Here is a 15,588-nt window from a genome sequence, read left to right on the forward strand (position 1 = left end):
GCGTTTTCGACTGGTTTATGCAAACGAAGTCTGGGAATATACAAGGCGCATGTCTTATTGTCTAACCAGTTGCGCCAAGGAGGCACCATGGACTACAAGATCACCGGCTATGAGCCCGCCCAGCTGTTCCATTTCTTTGAGGAGGTCAGCGCGATCCCCCGTGGGTCTGGCAACGAGAAGGGCATCAGCGATTTCCTGGTTGCGTTTGCCAAGGAGCGCGGTCTCGATGTGTATCAGGACGAGGTCTACAACGTCATCATTCGCAAGCCCGCATCTGCCGGTGCCGAGAATGCCCCGACCGTGATGCTGCAGGGCCACATCGATATGGTGTGCGACAAGTTGGGCTCCGTTGAGCACGACTTTACGACCGATGGTATCGATCTGCTCGTCAAGGACGGCGTTCTCACCGCTAACGGCACCACGCTGGGCGCCGACAACGGTATCGCCGTCGCTCTGATGCTCACTGTTCTCGATGACGATTCGATCGTTCACCCCGCCCTCGAGTGCGTATTCACCACCGACGAGGAGACTGGCCTGGTCGGCGCCGAGACGCTCGACAAGTCCCAGATTAGCGCCCGCACCATGATCAACCTTGACTCCGAGGAAGAGGGCGTTGCCACCGTCAGCTGCGCCGGCGGCGTCGTCGTTACCTACACCTGCCCGATCGCGCGCGAGCACAAGACCGGTAGCACCCTCACGTTCGACATCTCCGGCCTGCTGGGCGGTCACTCCGGCAGCGATATCCACCTGGAGCGCGGCAACGGCAACCTCATCATGGCCCGCATCATCGACCGCCTGATGGTTGCCGGCGAGCCCGCCATCGTTAGCTTTAACGGCGGCACCAAGGACAACGCCATCAACCGTGAGTGCAAGGCTGTTCTGGTCTACGCCGACCACGCTGCCGCCGAGGCCGCGGCCCAGATCGCAAAGGGCATTATCGCCGACGTCACTGCCGAGCTCGAGGTCTTCGACCCCGGCTTTACCTGCACTGTCGAGATTGCCGACGACGCCGAGGTCGAGGCCATGGACGAGAAGTCCGCGCTTGCCCTCATCCGCGCCCTGCGTCTTGCCCCCAACGGCGTGATCCGCCGCAACGTTGCTACCGACGGCTCCGTCGAGGTTTCCTCCAACATCGGTGTGGTTGCCACTTCTGACGACGAGGTCAAGATTATGCTGTCCCCGCGCTCCTCGATCACCTCGCTGCAGAATGAGTTCAAGGACCGCCTGCAGACGCTGGCCGATGTCCTGGGCTTCGACGCCAAGTTTGAGTTCGAGTATCCCGGCTGGAGCTATGCCGAGCATTCGCCGGTCCGCGACGTCTTTGTCGAGAGCTATCGCGAGCTCTTTGGCTCCGAGCTGCGCATCGAGTCCATTCACGCCGGCCTTGAGTGCGGCCTGTTTGCCGAGGCCCTGCACGGCCTGGACGCCATCGCCGTGGGCCCGACGCTCTCCGATGTCCACACCCCGGACGAGAGCATGGAGCTCGCTTCTGCCGAGCGCTTCTACGAGCTGCTCATCGACGTCCTCAAGCGCCTTGCCGCGTAAAGGTCGCCTTGGTTAAGCCGCTCTAAAACGGCTGGCTATGAAAACGGCCGCCTGGCGTAATGCCGGGCGGCCGTTATTCGTTACAGTGCGAGGATCCCAAGGTGCTCAAGTAGGATCTTGAGCCCGATGAGGACGAGTACGACGCCACCCACGATGGTGGCGGGTTTTTCGTAGCGCGCGCCAAAGGTGTGGCCGATCGCTACGCCGGCGACGGAGAAGATAAACGTTGTGACGCCGATAAGTGATACAGAGGGCACGATATCGACCGAGAGCGCGGCAAACGAGATGCCCACGGCGAGCGCGTCAATCGAGGTGGCGATGGCAAGGATTAGGTACTCGCCCAGGTCGATCTTTTCGGCATCCTTGCCGTCGCCTTCGTCCTCATTCTCGTCTTCGGTAAAGGCTTCCCACAGCATCTTGCCGCCGATAAAGGCCAAAAGGATAAAGGCGATCCAATGGTCTATGGGACCGATGATGCCCATGAACTGGCTGCCGAGTGCCCAACCGATTACGGGCATGCCGGCCTGAAAGCCGCCAAAGAACAGGCCGAGCACAACGGCGACTTTAAGGTTGATCTTTTTCATGCCGAGACCCTTGCAGATAGAAACGGCAAAGGCGTCCATCGAAAGGCCAACGGCGAGCAACACGAGCTCTGCGAGTCCCATAGTCTGGCTCCCTCTCTCCGGGCGAACCCGATTACACGACCACTCCCTCATTTATATGAGACCCGATGCTACCACATGAGCAGCCAAAAGAGCCCCGTCCCAAATGAGCTACCTAAGCGGTGTTCGCTCATTCTGTAAGCATCGGAATTTGCGGGCGTCACAGGGGCAAACCGTGAGAAACTTATTGACGTTTATGGAGCGTATACGATGGGAGCGATGCCTTGGATAAGAACGAGCTGCAAAAGCGTATGGAACAGGCCATCCGCCTGACGGCACCTGGTCAGCCGATCCGCACCGCCCTTGACATGATCATCGCCGGTCACCTGGGCGCCCTTATCTGCGTCGGCGACACCGAAAACGTGCTCGCTGCCGGTAACGACGGCTTCCCGCTCAACATTTCGTTTACCTCGAACCGCCTGTTCGAGCTTTCCAAGATGGACGGCGCCATCGTCATCGACGGCGACCTTACCCAGATTCTGCGCGCCAATTTCCACCTCAATCCCGACCCCTCGCTCGCCACGAGCGAGACGGGCATGCGTCACCGTACTGCCGCTCGCATGTCGGTGCTCACCGACGCCATCGTGATCTCGGTCTCGGCCCGTCGTGCCGTCGTCAACGTGTATGTGCACGGCAAGAGCTATGAGATTCAGCCCGTCACCACCATCATGAGCTCGGTCAACCAGCTCGTCGCTACGCTTCAGACCACCCGTCAGTCGCTCGACCGCTCCCTGCTGCGTCTGACGGCCCTCGAGCTGGACGACTACGTCACGCTCGCCGACATCACCGGCATTTTCTCGAGTTTCGAGATCATGCAGCAGGCAAAGACCGAGCTTAAGGATTGCATTGTCAAGCTGGGCAACCAGGGCAAGCTCGTGCAGATGCAGCTCGAGCAGCTCGCCGGCTCCAGCATGGATACCGAGTACGACTTGATGATTCGCGACTACGCAAGCGATTCCTCCGAGGCAAACGCCGAGAAGATCCGTGCCGAGCTTAGCCGCATGACGCCCAAGGACTTGTCCGATCCGCAGCATGTGGCGGCGGTTCTGGGCTACGACGACTTGGACGAGGACTCCGTCATGACGCCGCTGGGCCTGCGCACGCTTTCGCGCGTGTCCGTCGTGCGCGACGGCGTGGCCGAGAAGATCGTCGACGAGTATGGCTCGCTGCAGGAGCTCATGGACGACATCAGCAAGGATCCGGAGCGCCTGGGCGACTTTGGCGTTAACAACCCTGCCATTCTTGCGGACTCCCTGTACCGCATGAAGGGCACCAAACAGGGGAACGCATAATGGCGCCCGTATGCGCCGTGGTCGTTGCCGGTGGCAGCGGCCAGCGCTTTGGTAATCCCGGTGGCAAGCAGCTCGTCAATGTAGCGGGCCGTCCGCTTATGAGCTGGTCCATCCGCGCGTTTGACCGTAGCGATAAGGTCGGCCATATCGTCGTGGTCTGCCCTGCCGAGCGTCGTGCCGAGATGCGCCGCCTGGCCATCAGCCCGTATTCGTATAACACGCCCATCAGCTTCGCCGATGCCGGCGATACTCGCCAGGACTCCACTCGTGCCGGCGTGCATGCGGTGCCGGCAGGCTTTGAATACGTCGCCATTCACGACGGCGCTCGTCCGCTCATTACTACCGAGGCCATCGATCACGCTATCGACGTGCTCGTGAGTGACCGCTCGCTCGACGGTGTCGTGTGTGGCCAGCCCGCGATCGACACGCTCAAGATCGTCGATGGGGACAACATCGTCGAGACGCCGCCACGCGAACTCTATTGGGCCGCGCAGACGCCGCAGATCTTTAGTGTCGACGCCATGAAACGCGCCCATGCCGCGGCGATTGCCGAGGGCTTTATCGGTACGGACGATTCGTCACTGGTCGAGCGCATGGGTGGGCGCGTCCGCTGCGTCCAGAGCCCGCGCGACAACCTTAAGGTGACGGTGCCCGAGGACTTGCGTCCCGTAACCGCGATTTTGCTCGGGCGGATGGCCGAGAGAGAGGACCTTCCCCATGTTCAGTAACCTGCGCATTGGCCACGGCTACGACGTCCACCGTTTGGTGGAGGGGCGTCGATGTATCATCGGCGGGGTCGACATTCCCTACGAGCGCGGCCTGCTGGGCCACTCGGATGCCGATGTGCTCGCGCACGCGCTGGCCGACGCTATTCTGGGCGCCTGCCGCGGGGGAGACATTGGCAAGCTGTTCCCCGACACCGACCCCGCCTACGAGGGTGCCGACTCGATGGTGTTACTTGCCCGCGTAATGGACTATGCGCGCGAGCTGGGCTTTGAGTTTGTCGATGCCGACTGCACCATTGCCTGCCAGCAGCCTAAGATCACCCCGCACCGCGATGCCATGCGTGCCAACTTGGCCCATGCCCTGGGCGTTGACGTCGAAAACGTGGGCGTCGCCGCCACCACGACCGAAAAGCTCGGTTGGGAAGGTCAAGGCGAGGGAATTGGCGCCTGGGCCGTCTGCCTGCTACAGAAAACCGTTAAGGAGTAACGAATGCGTATCTACAACAGCGCTACCCATAAAAAGGAAGAGTTCCAGCCCATCGAGCCCGGCAAGGTCCGCATGTACGTGTGCGGCCCCACGGTTTACGACAACATCCACATCGGCAACGCCCGCACGTTCATCAGCTTCGATGTGATTCGACGCTGGCTCATCGCGAGCGGCTACGAGGTCACGTTCGCCCAGAACCTTACCGATGTCGACGACAAGATCATCAATCGTGCCAACGAGCAGGGCCGTACGGCCGCCGAGGTCGCGACGGAGTTCTCGGATAAGTTTATTGGCGTCATGCGCGCTGCCAACGTGCTCGATCCCGATGTGCGCCCCCGCGCCACCAAGGAGATCGGCCCCATGATTGCCATGATCAAGGCGCTCATCGAGCAGGGCCACGCTTACGCCGCCGATAACGGCGACGTGTACTTTTCCGTGCGCAGCGATCCCAACTACGGTCAGGTCTCGGGCCGCAACATCGACGACCTTATGGTGGGTGCGCGCATCGAGGAGAACGAGGACAAGAACGACCCGCTCGACTTTGCCCTGTGGAAGGCCGCCAAGCCCGGCGAGCCCAGCTGGCCGAGCCCCTGGGGCGAGGGCCGTCCCGGCTGGCACACCGAGTGCGCCGCCATGGTGCACCGCTACCTGGGTACCCCGATCGACATTCACGGCGGTGGCTCCGACCTTGCCTTCCCGCATCACGAGAACGAGTGCGCCCAGGCTGCCTGCGCCTGGCACCAGGGCTTCTCCAACACCTGGATGCACACGGGCATGCTGCTGGTCGACGGCGAGAAGATGTCCAAATCGCTTGGTAACTTCTTTACGCTGGCCGAGGTGCTCGAGCAGCACTCCGCTGCCGCCCTGCGCCTGCTGATGCTGCAGACGAGCTATCGCTCGCCGCTCGACTTTTCCTGGGAGCGCCTGGAGGGTGCCGAGAATTCGCTCACGCGTATCGCCGGTACGGTCGAGAACCTGCGCTGGGCCGCGAACCATGCGACGGCCGATGCCGATGCGGCTGCCGCCGAGGCGTTTGCCGCCAAGGCTGCCGAGACCCGTGCCACCTTTAAGGAGTGCATGGACGACGACTTTAACACCGCCGGTGCCATGGGCGCCGTCTTTGGTTTTGTCACCGAGTGCAATCAGTATCTGGAGCAGGCGGGCGACGCTGCCGACAAGGCCGCGGCTCTTGCTGCCGCCGATACGCTGGTCGAGCTGCTCGATACGTTTGGCGTTGAGCTTCCCGAGCCCAAGGTCGAGCTGCCGCTGGGCCTTTTGGGCGTTGCCGCCGGTTTGGTCGCCTACACTGGTGACGACGTGGACGAGGCCGCTGCCAAGATTCTCGAGGCTCGCGCCGAGGCCCGTGCCGCCAAGAACTGGGACTTGGCAGACGCCATCCGCGATCAACTCAAGGACCTGGGCCTGACGATTGAAGATACCGCCGCCGGCACCCGTATCAAATCCCTCTAACCCCCGCGGGTTTCCCAAGCACCCGACCGCCCGAGCCACGGCACCTTGCCTTTCAATCGTCGGGCATGACCTCAAGGTCTATGCCCTCTTCTTTCAAGGCAATCTGCCGCACCTCGGGCGGTCGGTCTATTTGTTTCGTTTGATAGTTGTATTTAGGAGGCCGTCCTATGGCCGACAATCGCAAGCGTGCGCCTCGTGGCGGCAAGCAGGCCGCTTCTGGCTCGCGTCCGATTCGCCGAAATGACCGCGCTGCCGCTTCCAAGGGCCAGCGCGATCGCACCCAAGCTGCGCGTCCGCAGCGCGATCGCAACCGCGACGCTGTCCAGGCTTCCAAGGGCGAGTTTATCGAAGGCCGTCGTGCTGCCGTCGAGGCGCTGCGCACCGGTTTTCCCATCAAGTGCGCGCTCATTGCCGAGGGCGGGGAGCGCGATGCCGCCCTGTCTCGTCTGGTCGATGACCTCAACGCCGCGGGTGTCCGCATTAAGTATGTGCCGCGCGCGCAGCTCGATGCGCTGTCGAGCCACGGCGCTCACCAGGGCATTGCACTCGAGGTGGGCAACTTCCCTTATGCCGATGTCGCCGATATCCTCGACCGTGCAGGCGAGGGTCCGGCACTTGTCGTGGTGCTCGACCACGTGACCGACGACGGTAACTTTGGCGCCATCGTGCGCTCCGCCGAGGTTGTAGGCGCCGCGGGCGTCATCATCGCCAACAAGCGCGCTGCCGGCGTGACCGTTGGTAGCTACAAGACCTCCGCCGGCGCCGTCATGCATCTGCCTATCGCGCAGGTCCCCAACATTGCCCGTGCGCTCGACGATCTTAAGGCCGCTGGCTTTTGGGTGGGCGGCGCCTCCGAGCACGCCGAGGGCAGTTGCTGGGATGCTCCCTTCGAGGGCCGCGTGGCGCTTGTCATGGGCTCCGAGGGCGACGGCATCTCGCGCCTGGTGCTCGAGAAATGCGACTTTTTGACCAAGCTTCCTCAGCGTGGCATGACCGAGAGCCTCAACGTTGCCCAGGCAACGACGGCACTGTGCTTTGAGTGGCTACGTCGCAACGCCGGCGAGCTCATGGGGGAGGAGTAGCGCATGTCCAAGAAGAACCGCGCCAAGTCTAAGGCCAAGCGCTTTGGCGAAGGCTCGGCCAAGCCGATTGTCTCGGCCGCGACCTATGGCGTGGGCGGCAATGCGTTTGCGCAGGCTATCGCCGACCCGGTCTCGACGGTTCACTCCAATAAGCCCGAGCTGCTGGTGGTCGACGGCTACAACGTGATCCACTGCACGCCGCGCTACGAAAAGCTCGTGTACGACCATTCCGACGATCCGTATTCCAGCGACGTTCACGATATGGCGCGCACCGCGCTTATCAACGACGTCGCCGCCTTTGCCCAGGGCCGCTACGAGGCCGTAATCGTGTTTGACGGTGCTGGCAATATCTCTAGCGAGCGCCCCAACCTGCCGGCTCGCGGCGTGCGCATCGAGTTTTCGCCGACGGGCGTATCGGCCGATACCGTGGTACAAAAGCTCTGCATCGAGGCGCGCGAGGAAGGCCGCGCGTGCTCCGTGGTGTCGAGCGACGGCACAATTCAAGCCGTCGTCATGGGCAAGGGCGTTACGCGCATCTCGAGCCGCATGCTGGTGGACGAGATCAAACAGATCGATAACGACGTCCGCGAGGCAGAGGAAGCTCCGCAGATCAAGATGACTCTGGGCAGTCGCCTGAGCCCCGAGGCATTGGCCAAGCTCAAGGCCCTTCGCGGGAGGTAGGTAAACCTTCTATGGGGAGCTGCTTTCTCGATTGATCAACCAACTGGTTTGAAATCAATGGGTTGCGGCTTGGCATCGCCAAAACGAATAGTTTTTGGTTCTGGCGAACAGATAAAACTATTCGTTCTGACGAATAGTTTTGAGATGTGGTCGGTCAAAGGGCCTGTTGCGCCTTGTCCGCAATTCCTTTATTCTTAATTGGCTTCGCGCGAAAGCGCCAAGTGTGCCAGTGTGGCGCAACGGTAGCGCAACTGATTTGTAATCAGTGGGTTGCGGGTTCGATTCCTGTCACTGGCTCCATGAGAGTTTCGGGCTCTGTTCCCCTGTGGGACAGGGTCCGTTTCTATTTATGGCGATTAGCGTCGGGCTGGGAGCCTGCCAGCTTTCCAGTTGTCTTAATCTGTAACAAGCGGAAGCAAAATATCGGTCTTGAAAAAAGTTCCGCCCAAATGCGAACGGCCCTCAAATTCTTATAAATGAGAAATGGAGGGCGTGCGCATTTGGGCGGTACAGGGTGACCTTAATTAAGTTGGCTGAAATTCTATTCAGCCTCGTAATAAGTAGGCTCAACCTTTACGGTCTGCGCGCTGACGGTGCCGTAGGCTTCGAAGCGAACCTTCTCGCCCGGTGCCCAGCTGTTGACGTCGGTGTAAGCCTCGCCCTGCCTTACGCCATCGGCGTCATACAGTCCAAGGGTGATGGTGACGTTCGAGTAGGTGTACTGCGTAGTATTTTCAACGACGGCTGAATACGTGTAGCTGCCATAGCCGTCATCAGCGCAATCCCACGGGACATTGTTGAAGTTATTGGCTAGGCCCTCGTCCTGCTCGTTTTTCTTAGTGGCAGCGGTGCCGTTGGCAACGATGTCGTCAAAATCATCCTTGTACTTATCCGAAACAGTCAGATCGTATTTTTCGACAAGAACCTTCAGCGCAGAGGAGCGCTTGTCATAGGCGTCCGACCATTCCGTGTAGAACGAATCGCTCGAGGGGGAGTTGTTCTCTACCACATCCAATTGACCCTGGAGGGAGTTGATGTAGGAGAGGACGTCCTCCTGCATTTGGGAGTCCTTGAACTTTGCGTCTTTGAGCTCCTTGTCGATATCGAGCTCTGTGTTGATGAACTTCTTGTATGCTTTGCTGGTTCCGGTGTCTTCGCCATTTTGCTCCATCTCGCTTATGGCGTCCTGGCGAGCTTCATAGCCCTTGGCGATCGTCTCCATGGCGGTGTCATCAACATACTGAGGCTCCTCGCTCTTGTTGTTCGAGGAACATGCAGCCAAGCCGATCATGACGACCAGGCATGCAAATAGTACGGTAAGGCGTTTTTTCATATCGCATCCTTTCCCTTATTCCGACACGTCATAGGCTACCACCCCTTGTCATTAAAACACTGTTATAAGGGAGCTTTTCGGTAAATGGGAGCGAATCGTTTTCAATTTGTTGAGCAACAAAAAGTATTTTGTGACCGTCCGCGATGATGATCCTAAGTAAGCCGAAAGTGCCTCCCCGCCTTTGGTCTTGAATCTAGCTGGGGCTTCGAAGTCGCCGGTTTTAACGTACTGGAACTTTGGCATAGCCGCTCCTGTCTACCGTGTTTGCATCTATTTTACTGAGGCAGACGAACTCGAGGCTGCGACAAAGGTGCGAGTTGGGGGGCGGGAGCGATAAAAGAAAGACCGCCTGAGGCTGCATTGCCTGGGCGGTCTTCTGATCTTGAGTCGTTCTCTACTGGAGGTTCATTGCTTCGGAGATAACTTCCTCGCGCGATGCGACTGTTTTAATGTCGCTTGTATCGAACTTGAAATCATACGAGACGTTACTGACTTTCGCTTTTTCGCACTTCTCGATGTCAGATTTGGCTACCGAGGAGAAGCTCATTACCATGTGGTATTTATCACCGGACCCCGCAACAAGAGTATCCATGCCGCTCCAACAGCCATAGCCGGTCCCTGCGAACAGCTCATCGTACTGCCCCTTGTTCAGGTAGTAGTCGTCGGTATAGGAGTTCTTGTCGTCAAACTGTATTTCAGGCCCACACGTCCCGGCCGCGCCGCCCTTTGCCGCGTTTTCGTAATAAACGCCATTCAGGTTCTCGTCTTCGTCGGCGTCAACGGTCGAGAGCACCCATAACTCAACCGTCGAGTTTTCCGCATTCTCTACGGCGTACGCGCCCTTAAACATCACGTGGTTCTTAGCGTTGTAATCTTCGTTCGAGACGTTGCCACAGCCTGCCATGGAAAGCGAAACGGCGCCCATCAATGCGAGAAAGCCCCTTCTGGGCAGTTGATTCATCGTCGGCCTTTCTTATTGCACACTAAACAGCTCCTTTACTGTAATACGGACGTTCATTCGATTTGTTGAGCAACAAATACGAGCGGTGCATTATTTGGGGTCAAACGGAGTGGCTTTTGTGCGAGTTGAGGGGGCGGGTGCGGGGGTGATGCCTAGGTGTTTCCGTGATTTGACTTGTCTTCGAACGGTCTGCTCGCCCGCATAATATCGAACCACTCTTGCGACAGTTGCGGGACAATCCGCGCCCGTCCTTTCTCTTCTACGACAAAGGGTATGCCCCCGATGGCAGGAGGCTCCTGCCCGTCGGCTAGCGTCGGACCGAGCAGATATGCGGTTCCGCCTTTGAAGGGGCAGGCGTTGGTGACCTTGACGTTCCATGCTCGATATTTGTATTTGACCCAGGCGATGGCAATCTGTGCCCTCACGTTCCGCGACCCCCTCAGATTGCTGCATTCATTACCTATTTCCATTCGATCTTAGGACTCATGCCGCTGGGCGACGCAAGGCCTGAAGCCGATTCGATCTTAACGTCTCTTTGTGACCTCCTTCGACCATAAACGGTAGTTAAACGCTGGTCGGAGGAGGTTTTAGAGGTTCGAAAAGAAGTTCTCAAAAGCTCCTGCAAAAAGCTCGAGTGCGGCTGCAATGATTTCCGTCATAAGATTGAAAACCTTGAGTGCTAGATCTGGGCGATTAACGAACAAAATTATTGCAAGCATTAAGGCGGCGAACGCGAGCAGAGGGAGCAGGCATCCCGTAAAGCAGTCTTCATTTTCTGACTTCTTACGACGGTTTCCCGGTTTCTCTTTACGGCTCTCTGGCTTCCTCTGGCGGCTTTCCTCGGCGCGTTGTTTTTCAAGCTTTGACTCGGCAATATTGCAAGTAAGTTCTGCAACATTTGAAAGAAGCTTTGTTGCTTCTGTAGCGACTCCGAGAACTGCCAATAGCGGGCTGTCGGTATCTGCGAGGACATAAGGCTCTTCATCAGTCATGTTGGGCATGCCGCATTCGCTACAGGTATGGAGTGGTTGCCAGTCCTCGTAATCATTTTGACCATTTAGGACGGCGTCGCAGCATTCGCAGCGCTTGATGTCCGTTGTGGGGTCGTAGATGAACTCTCCGCATGCGTCGCATACATAGCTATCGTTGTCCGCAGTGAACAGGGGCTGCTCCTTTAGGTCAGCATTGCAGTGGGGACAGTGATATGAGCTCACGGAGACTCCTCCTCTTATGGGGTAAAGGCGTTATTCAATATAGCCGTTATGAGGGGTAGTGTCCGCAGTGGCTAGGTGAGTGGCTAGGCGGTGGGCGTAGTGGGCGCCGTGGTCGGTGGCGGCGTGTTCGATGATGTGGGTCGCGCGGGTGTTGGGGTTGTAGGCGACGATGCCCGCGTGGTGGCGATCGCCTTCGGGGTGGTAGGCGTAGAGCAGATCCTCGGCAGATTCATTCAATAGCTCAAACGTAAGGCCAACCCAATAACAGGTTGCACTGTCGTTCATCCGACAAACGCTTGGAAATATGAACAGGTCACCTATGAAAAACATGTGGCCGAAAACCGACTCTACTGGGGAAAGGATGGAGGTAACACCTATTCAAGATTAAAGAAATTCCTAGCGGAGATGGACGGCGCTGTTCCCGCGAATCTCTGGTCATATAAGGAAGTGGGGTCGACGGATGTAGCAAGCAAGGAAGTGAGTAGCATCCTAGACGGTAAGTACTTTGACTTTCCCAAACCCACGGCTCTAATAGATAAGATTCTTGATATTGTTGCTGATAGTAACTCATTTATTGCCGATTTCTTTTCCGGATCTGGCGCAACCGCGCGTTCCGTCATCCATCAAAACATGCTCGACTCGGGATTAAGAAAGTTTATCTTGGTCCAACTCCCCGAGGTTTGCGACAGCAATTCGACAGCGTACAGAGACGGATACGGTACGATTTGTGAAATCGGCGAGGAGTGCATCCGTCGAGCAGGCGAGAAGATCAGGGCCGAGGTCGATAAGACAAACGAGCAGCTCGAACTCGGCGCCGAGTCCAAGCCCGTGCCCGACATCGGCTTCCGCGTGCTGCGTGTAGACGAGTCCTGTCTCAAGGACGAGTACGCCACGCCCGAACAGTACGAGCAGACCGCGCTCGACCTCTTCGCCGACAACGCCGCTGAGGACGCCCCGCCGCTCGACCTTCTCTTCCAGGTCCTGCCCACGTTCCGCATCGAGTACTCCGCGAAGGTCGTCGAGCGCGAAACCGGCGGCAAGGTGTGCTTCGATGACAATGGCGGCCAGCTTATCGCATGTTTTGACGAGGATGTCGATACCGTAGCGCTGGAGGCCATCGCCAAGGAGCGCCCACGCCACATGCCGTCTTCCGCGACGCATACTTCTCCAACGCCGCCGCCGTGGCAAACCTCGAGGAGCTCTTCAAAACCTTCAGCCCCATTACGAGGCCGAGCGGCGACGTGACATTTCGAGTCTCTTCGGCATGTTCGAGCCACAGGTCGAAAGCATTCTCGGTAGAGAGCGATATGAGGAAGACGATGGAGAGTGGGCTGACGCGTCTTCCCAGATTGTCCGCTCGATGACTCCGGCTCGCGAAAAATCTGGCGGGCAGAATCCGAGATGTGGTTGAATACGCGTTTTGGCTATCGTCTAAGCAAGAAGGATTTCGAGGCCATCTTCGAGATTCGCGGGCTGGAGCCAAATGAATGGACCGGTCGGTTCGTTGAAGATCTGCTGCCGATCAAATCAAAATGACGTCGCTGGTGAATCCCGTCTTCCAATTATTGGGAGACTTGCATTGCGGTTTGGGGCGTCGCTATAAAGTCCGAATCGAACCACACGTACATGGATTGAAACGTATGGTTCGATTCCAGTGCACAGCTATTTTCGATTACCCGCCGTTAGCTTAAAAGCGACGAGGTACAAGATGCCGCCGATAACGTACATGCAGGCATCAAGCGGATCTGGGGTACTAAACTCGAGCACCATGGGCGCAAGTACTTCCCAGCAGATTGAGCATCCCACCGATAATGCCAAGCTACTTGCAAAGTTGCATATCGGCGTTTTCCCACTCACCGTTTCGCAGAGGACGTTTACGTAGGCGGGAAAAATGATTCCTCCGCACAGATCTCCGAGCTGATAATGGGCGAAGTCGTAGGGGAGGAAAAAGTCGAAGCTCGCAATGTATCTGTTAACGAGATACACGATGCCGGCAAGCAGCGGCAAAAGATTTGCGCTGGAAATAAGCGCAGATCTGAATCGTTTAGCCACAGACCGCAAACATAGTCAGGCCAAGGCAAATGCCCAAAGCAATGATGATGATCTGGCTGCAGCCGTTACCCGAAGGGACCATGACACTCTCTTTCTCGATGCTATCGATGCATTAGTGAATAAAGTATGCCACAGGAGGCAGCGTATTTGTTGAGCAACAACCTGTGGCCGATACCGTGTTATAGGGCCTTGCGTCGGCTGAGGCATCAGCCGAATGACCTGGCACCTGTCGTGATGGCGCTCGACAATGGCGTGAGCACCGTCTACGCCCGTGACGGGCTATCGGTAGAACACATCATCTGGCTTCGAATAATGGGGGGAGTGCGAGTCATTGGCGTTTCTCGAAACGCTCGTTGCGCTCGCCGATTAATAGGCAACCCGTTGGGACTCATTACGCAGCCCGATTTAAACTGCTGACTTGGGTACCGCATGCATTTCGCATAGCCGCGGGAGGCTGCGGCAACCGCCTGACGCTATTTATGAGTCATGAGCTGTTTTGGTTATGCGAGATATCGAAAGGAATTCTAGGATGTCTGTAGATCTGAAAACAGTAAAAGATGCGATGAGCCTTGCGGCGAAGGTCCTGGTTGCGGCCGCGGACGTCATTGATGGCGCAAAGCAGCTCGGCGTCGATGTCGAAGCTGTCGGCGGCGCTGTAAAGGATGCTGCGGATGGTGCCGCTAACGGTGCACGTGTCGTTGCCGATGGTATTGGCAAGGGGCTCGGTGTCGCGGCCGACGGCTTTGGCGCGGCAGTTGGCGCGCTGGGCGGCGCCGCGAAAGCGTTGCAGGACTCAAGAGAGGCCGCCGAGGCTCGCAAGAAGATCAACGCCGCAAGGCAGTCGATTTTCGAAAGTGCGTCCACGGCGATGCCCCTGCACAAGTTTGTCTGCCAGCAGAAAAAGGCTGCCGATGCCGCGTTTAACGGCTTTGATATGCCTGGCTGCTACCTTATCGCAAAGTATCAAAAAGGCGATCACGATAAGAACTACAGTGACTATCTGGGAATTTATGTGGGCTCAAGCGAGCACATGTCGGAGGATATCGTTTCCACGCCCACGCGCTTGGGCGATCCGGATGTCTATGCCGATTACAAGTACCATCAAAACGTGATGCTATTTGTGTTTCCCTGCGAGCTAAAGGACCTCGATGAACGTCGCGAGCTCCTGCTGCGCTCGTTTGAAGGCAGCAGGCTCTACAACGGATCTGAGGTACTGGCTTAAGGGCTTGGTTGGAGTTGGTCGACAATCTAGATCTGTAACACGAGGACGAGCGTTCAGCTCCCAGCTGTTACAGATTTAGACAATCTGGGGGCGAGCTGAGAAGTGTCTCAATCTGTAACAACTAGGGAAGGAAAACCGTTCTTGTTGTTACAGATTTAGATAAATGGGAAACCGCCAGGGAAACATCTCGATCTGTAACAAATAGGGGAGAAAATGTTCTCTAAATGTTACAGATCGAGACAAAGGCCGGACCGGTCCCAGTCATCCTGGTTGAGCGAGGATATTCGGACGCACGAGGATCGTTATCGAAAGTCGATACCGCAAGGGTACTCCACCACACCAAAGTGTTCCCTCGGGAAATGTCGCCAGCGCAGTCAAATCCGCCGTCCTTCATATCTAAATTCAGCAAAACCGCAGGTCAAAGGTATATAGATACGCCCGGCACCGTGTATTTAGAGGTTTTCGTTGACAGCCCCCAAGGTTGCATCGTATTATCTTTTTCGTTCGCGGGGGCGGAGGCCCAAAAGACCAAAGAACCTGCGGATACTTGAACGATTGGGAGTTTGCCCGAGTGGTTAATGGGGACGGGCTGTAAACCCGTTGGCTCTGCCTACATAGGTTCGAATCCTATAGCTCCCACCCGTCAAGTGCCTGTATAGCTCAGTCGGTAGAGCACTTCGTTGGTAACGAAGAGGTCACCAGTTCAAGTCTGGTTGCAGGCTCCATCCGGCGGTGTAGCTCAGTTGGTTAGAGCACACGGTTCATACCCGTGGCGTCACTGGTTCGAATCCAGTCACCGCTACCATAGGTAACACGGTGGCTTCTCAATAGTATGTTGAGAGGCCACTATGGTATAAAGGCA

15 protein-coding genes and 4 tRNA genes are annotated in these 15,588 nt (G+C 57.5%); 13 read left to right on the forward strand and 6 right to left on the reverse strand.

What is annotated here, in order from left to right; translation table 11 throughout:
* Positions 1-87 precede the first annotated feature (87 nt).
* Positions 88-1,545: an aminoacyl-histidine dipeptidase gene (locus ACQRAJ_RS02965; RefSeq protein ID WP_154514776.1), complete on the forward strand. Its 1,458-nt coding sequence runs from the start codon at positions 88-90 to the stop codon at positions 1,543-1,545.
* A gap of 80 nt (positions 1,546-1,625) precedes the next feature.
* On the opposite strand, the gene ACQRAJ_RS02970 is transcribed toward ACQRAJ_RS02965, so the two are convergent.
* Positions 1,626-2,210: a manganese efflux pump MntP family protein gene (locus tag ACQRAJ_RS02970; RefSeq protein ID WP_427747690.1), complete on the reverse strand. Its 585-nt coding sequence runs from the start codon at positions 2,208-2,210 to the stop codon at positions 1,626-1,628.
* Positions 2,211-2,458: 248 nt separating this feature from the next.
* Between ACQRAJ_RS02970 and disA the strand changes: the two genes are divergently transcribed.
* The 7 genes from disA to ACQRAJ_RS03005 all read left to right on the forward strand — a co-directional run bounded on the left by disA (position 2,459) and on the right by ACQRAJ_RS03005 (position 8,244).
* Positions 2,459-3,499 (forward strand): DNA integrity scanning diadenylate cyclase DisA, encoded by a 1,041-nt coding sequence (disA, locus tag ACQRAJ_RS02975; protein WP_370450554.1) that lies wholly within the window; start codon positions 2,459-2,461, stop codon positions 3,497-3,499.
* Positions 3,499-4,227, forward strand: coding sequence for a 2-C-methyl-D-erythritol 4-phosphate cytidylyltransferase (gene ispD / locus ACQRAJ_RS02980; RefSeq protein ID WP_154514770.1), 729 nt, complete (start codon positions 3,499-3,501; stop codon positions 4,225-4,227). Before disA ends, ispD begins: the two co-directional genes overlap by 1 nt.
* Positions 4,217-4,711, forward strand: a complete 495-nt coding sequence (gene ispF, locus ACQRAJ_RS02985; protein ID WP_006234975.1) for a 2-C-methyl-D-erythritol 2,4-cyclodiphosphate synthase — start codon at positions 4,217-4,219, stop codon at positions 4,709-4,711. Before ispD ends, ispF begins: the two co-directional genes overlap by 11 nt.
* Before the next feature lie 3 nt (positions 4,712-4,714).
* The gene (gene cysS, locus ACQRAJ_RS02990) at positions 4,715-6,181 is read left to right on the forward strand and encodes a cysteine--tRNA ligase (protein ID WP_427747691.1); all 1,467 of its coding nucleotides are present in this window, start codon (positions 4,715-4,717) and stop codon (positions 6,179-6,181) included.
* Positions 6,182-6,348: 167 nt separating this feature from the next.
* Entirely contained in the window at positions 6,349-7,263 is a 915-nt protein-coding gene (gene rlmB, locus ACQRAJ_RS02995) for a 23S rRNA (guanosine(2251)-2'-O)-methyltransferase RlmB (protein ID WP_427727031.1), read from the forward strand.
* A 3-nt stretch (positions 7,264-7,266) separates the two neighbouring features.
* Positions 7,267-7,944, forward strand: coding sequence for an NYN domain-containing protein (locus ACQRAJ_RS03000; RefSeq protein WP_154514764.1), 678 nt, complete (start codon positions 7,267-7,269; stop codon positions 7,942-7,944).
* A gap of 225 nt (positions 7,945-8,169) precedes the next feature.
* Positions 8,170-8,244, forward strand: a tRNA-Thr gene (locus ACQRAJ_RS03005).
* A 241-nt stretch (positions 8,245-8,485) separates the two neighbouring features.
* On the opposite strand, the gene ACQRAJ_RS03010 is transcribed toward ACQRAJ_RS03005, so the two are convergent.
* The 5 genes from ACQRAJ_RS03010 to ACQRAJ_RS03030 all read right to left on the reverse strand — a co-directional run bounded on the left by ACQRAJ_RS03010 (position 8,486) and on the right by ACQRAJ_RS03030 (position 11,737).
* Complete coding sequence (locus ACQRAJ_RS03010) at positions 8,486-9,277, reverse strand: FxLYD domain-containing protein (protein WP_427747692.1); 792 nt, start codon at positions 9,275-9,277, stop codon at positions 8,486-8,488.
* A gap of 394 nt (positions 9,278-9,671) precedes the next feature.
* Positions 9,672-10,238, reverse strand: a complete 567-nt coding sequence (locus ACQRAJ_RS03015) for a hypothetical protein (protein WP_427747693.1) — start codon at positions 10,236-10,238, stop codon at positions 9,672-9,674.
* Positions 10,239-10,390: 152 nt separating this feature from the next.
* The gene (locus tag ACQRAJ_RS03020; RefSeq protein ID WP_427727039.1) at positions 10,391-10,663 is read right to left on the reverse strand and encodes a hypothetical protein; all 273 of its coding nucleotides are present in this window, start codon (positions 10,661-10,663) and stop codon (positions 10,391-10,393) included.
* A gap of 162 nt (positions 10,664-10,825) precedes the next feature.
* Positions 10,826-11,452: a hypothetical protein gene (locus ACQRAJ_RS03025; protein WP_427727041.1), complete on the reverse strand. Its 627-nt coding sequence runs from the start codon at positions 11,450-11,452 to the stop codon at positions 10,826-10,828.
* Between the two features lie 30 nt (positions 11,453-11,482).
* Positions 11,483-11,737 (reverse strand): hypothetical protein, encoded by a 255-nt coding sequence (locus ACQRAJ_RS03030; protein ID WP_427727043.1) that lies wholly within the window; start codon positions 11,735-11,737, stop codon positions 11,483-11,485.
* Positions 11,738-11,782: 45 nt separating this feature from the next.
* Here ACQRAJ_RS03030 and ACQRAJ_RS03035 point away from each other — a divergent pair, with 45 nt between their 5' ends.
* The 5 genes from ACQRAJ_RS03035 (at position 11,783) to ACQRAJ_RS03055 (ending at position 15,531) form a co-directional block, all read left to right on the forward strand.
* On the forward strand, positions 11,783-12,697 hold the full coding sequence (locus ACQRAJ_RS03035; RefSeq protein ID WP_427747694.1) for a DNA methyltransferase: 915 nt from the start codon (positions 11,783-11,785) through the stop codon (positions 12,695-12,697).
* A gap of 1,336 nt (positions 12,698-14,033) precedes the next feature.
* Positions 14,034-14,726, forward strand: a complete 693-nt coding sequence (locus tag ACQRAJ_RS03040) for a hypothetical protein (RefSeq protein WP_427727045.1) — start codon at positions 14,034-14,036, stop codon at positions 14,724-14,726.
* A 557-nt stretch (positions 14,727-15,283) separates the two neighbouring features.
* A tRNA-Tyr gene (locus ACQRAJ_RS03045) sits at positions 15,284-15,365 on the forward strand.
* A 10-nt stretch (positions 15,366-15,375) separates the two neighbouring features.
* Positions 15,376-15,451, forward strand: a tRNA-Thr gene (locus ACQRAJ_RS03050).
* Between the two features lie 3 nt (positions 15,452-15,454).
* Positions 15,455-15,531: transfer RNA gene (locus ACQRAJ_RS03055), tRNA-Met, on the forward strand.
* Positions 15,532-15,588 lie beyond the last annotated feature (57 nt).

Source organism: Collinsella sp. SGI.184 (assembly GCF_050313415.1).
In the GTDB taxonomy this organism is placed as follows: Bacteria; Actinomycetota; Coriobacteriia; order Coriobacteriales; family Coriobacteriaceae; genus Collinsella.

What these genes read in the sequence shown, in the direction of transcription:
- ACQRAJ_RS03030 (WP_427727043.1), bottom strand. Translation starts at nt 11,737, where the DNA reads ATGAACGACAGTGCAACCTGTTATTGGGTTGGCCTTACGTTTGAGCTA.
- rlmB (WP_427727031.1), top strand. Translation starts at nt 6,349, where the DNA reads ATGGCCGACAATCGCAAGCGTGCGCCTCGTGGCGGCAAGCAGGCCGCT.
- ispD (WP_154514770.1), top strand. Translation starts at nt 3,499, where the DNA reads ATGGCGCCCGTATGCGCCGTGGTCGTTGCCGGTGGCAGCGGCCAGCGC.
- ACQRAJ_RS03000 (WP_154514764.1), top strand. Translation starts at nt 7,267, where the DNA reads ATGTCCAAGAAGAACCGCGCCAAGTCTAAGGCCAAGCGCTTTGGCGAA.
- ispF (WP_006234975.1), top strand. Translation starts at nt 4,217, where the DNA reads ATGTTCAGTAACCTGCGCATTGGCCACGGCTACGACGTCCACCGTTTG.
- cysS (WP_427747691.1), top strand. Translation starts at nt 4,715, where the DNA reads ATGCGTATCTACAACAGCGCTACCCATAAAAAGGAAGAGTTCCAGCCC.
- ACQRAJ_RS03010 (WP_427747692.1), bottom strand. Translation starts at nt 9,277, where the DNA reads ATGAAAAAACGCCTTACCGTACTATTTGCATGCCTGGTCGTCATGATC.
- ACQRAJ_RS02970 (WP_427747690.1), bottom strand. Translation starts at nt 2,210, where the DNA reads ATGGGACTCGCAGAGCTCGTGTTGCTCGCCGTTGGCCTTTCGATGGAC.
- ACQRAJ_RS02965 (WP_154514776.1), top strand. Translation starts at nt 88, where the DNA reads ATGGACTACAAGATCACCGGCTATGAGCCCGCCCAGCTGTTCCATTTC.
- ACQRAJ_RS03040 (WP_427727045.1), top strand. Translation starts at nt 14,034, where the DNA reads ATGTCTGTAGATCTGAAAACAGTAAAAGATGCGATGAGCCTTGCGGCG.
- disA (WP_370450554.1), top strand. Translation starts at nt 2,459, where the DNA reads ATGGAACAGGCCATCCGCCTGACGGCACCTGGTCAGCCGATCCGCACC.
- ACQRAJ_RS03015 (WP_427747693.1), bottom strand. Translation starts at nt 10,238, where the DNA reads ATGAATCAACTGCCCAGAAGGGGCTTTCTCGCATTGATGGGCGCCGTT.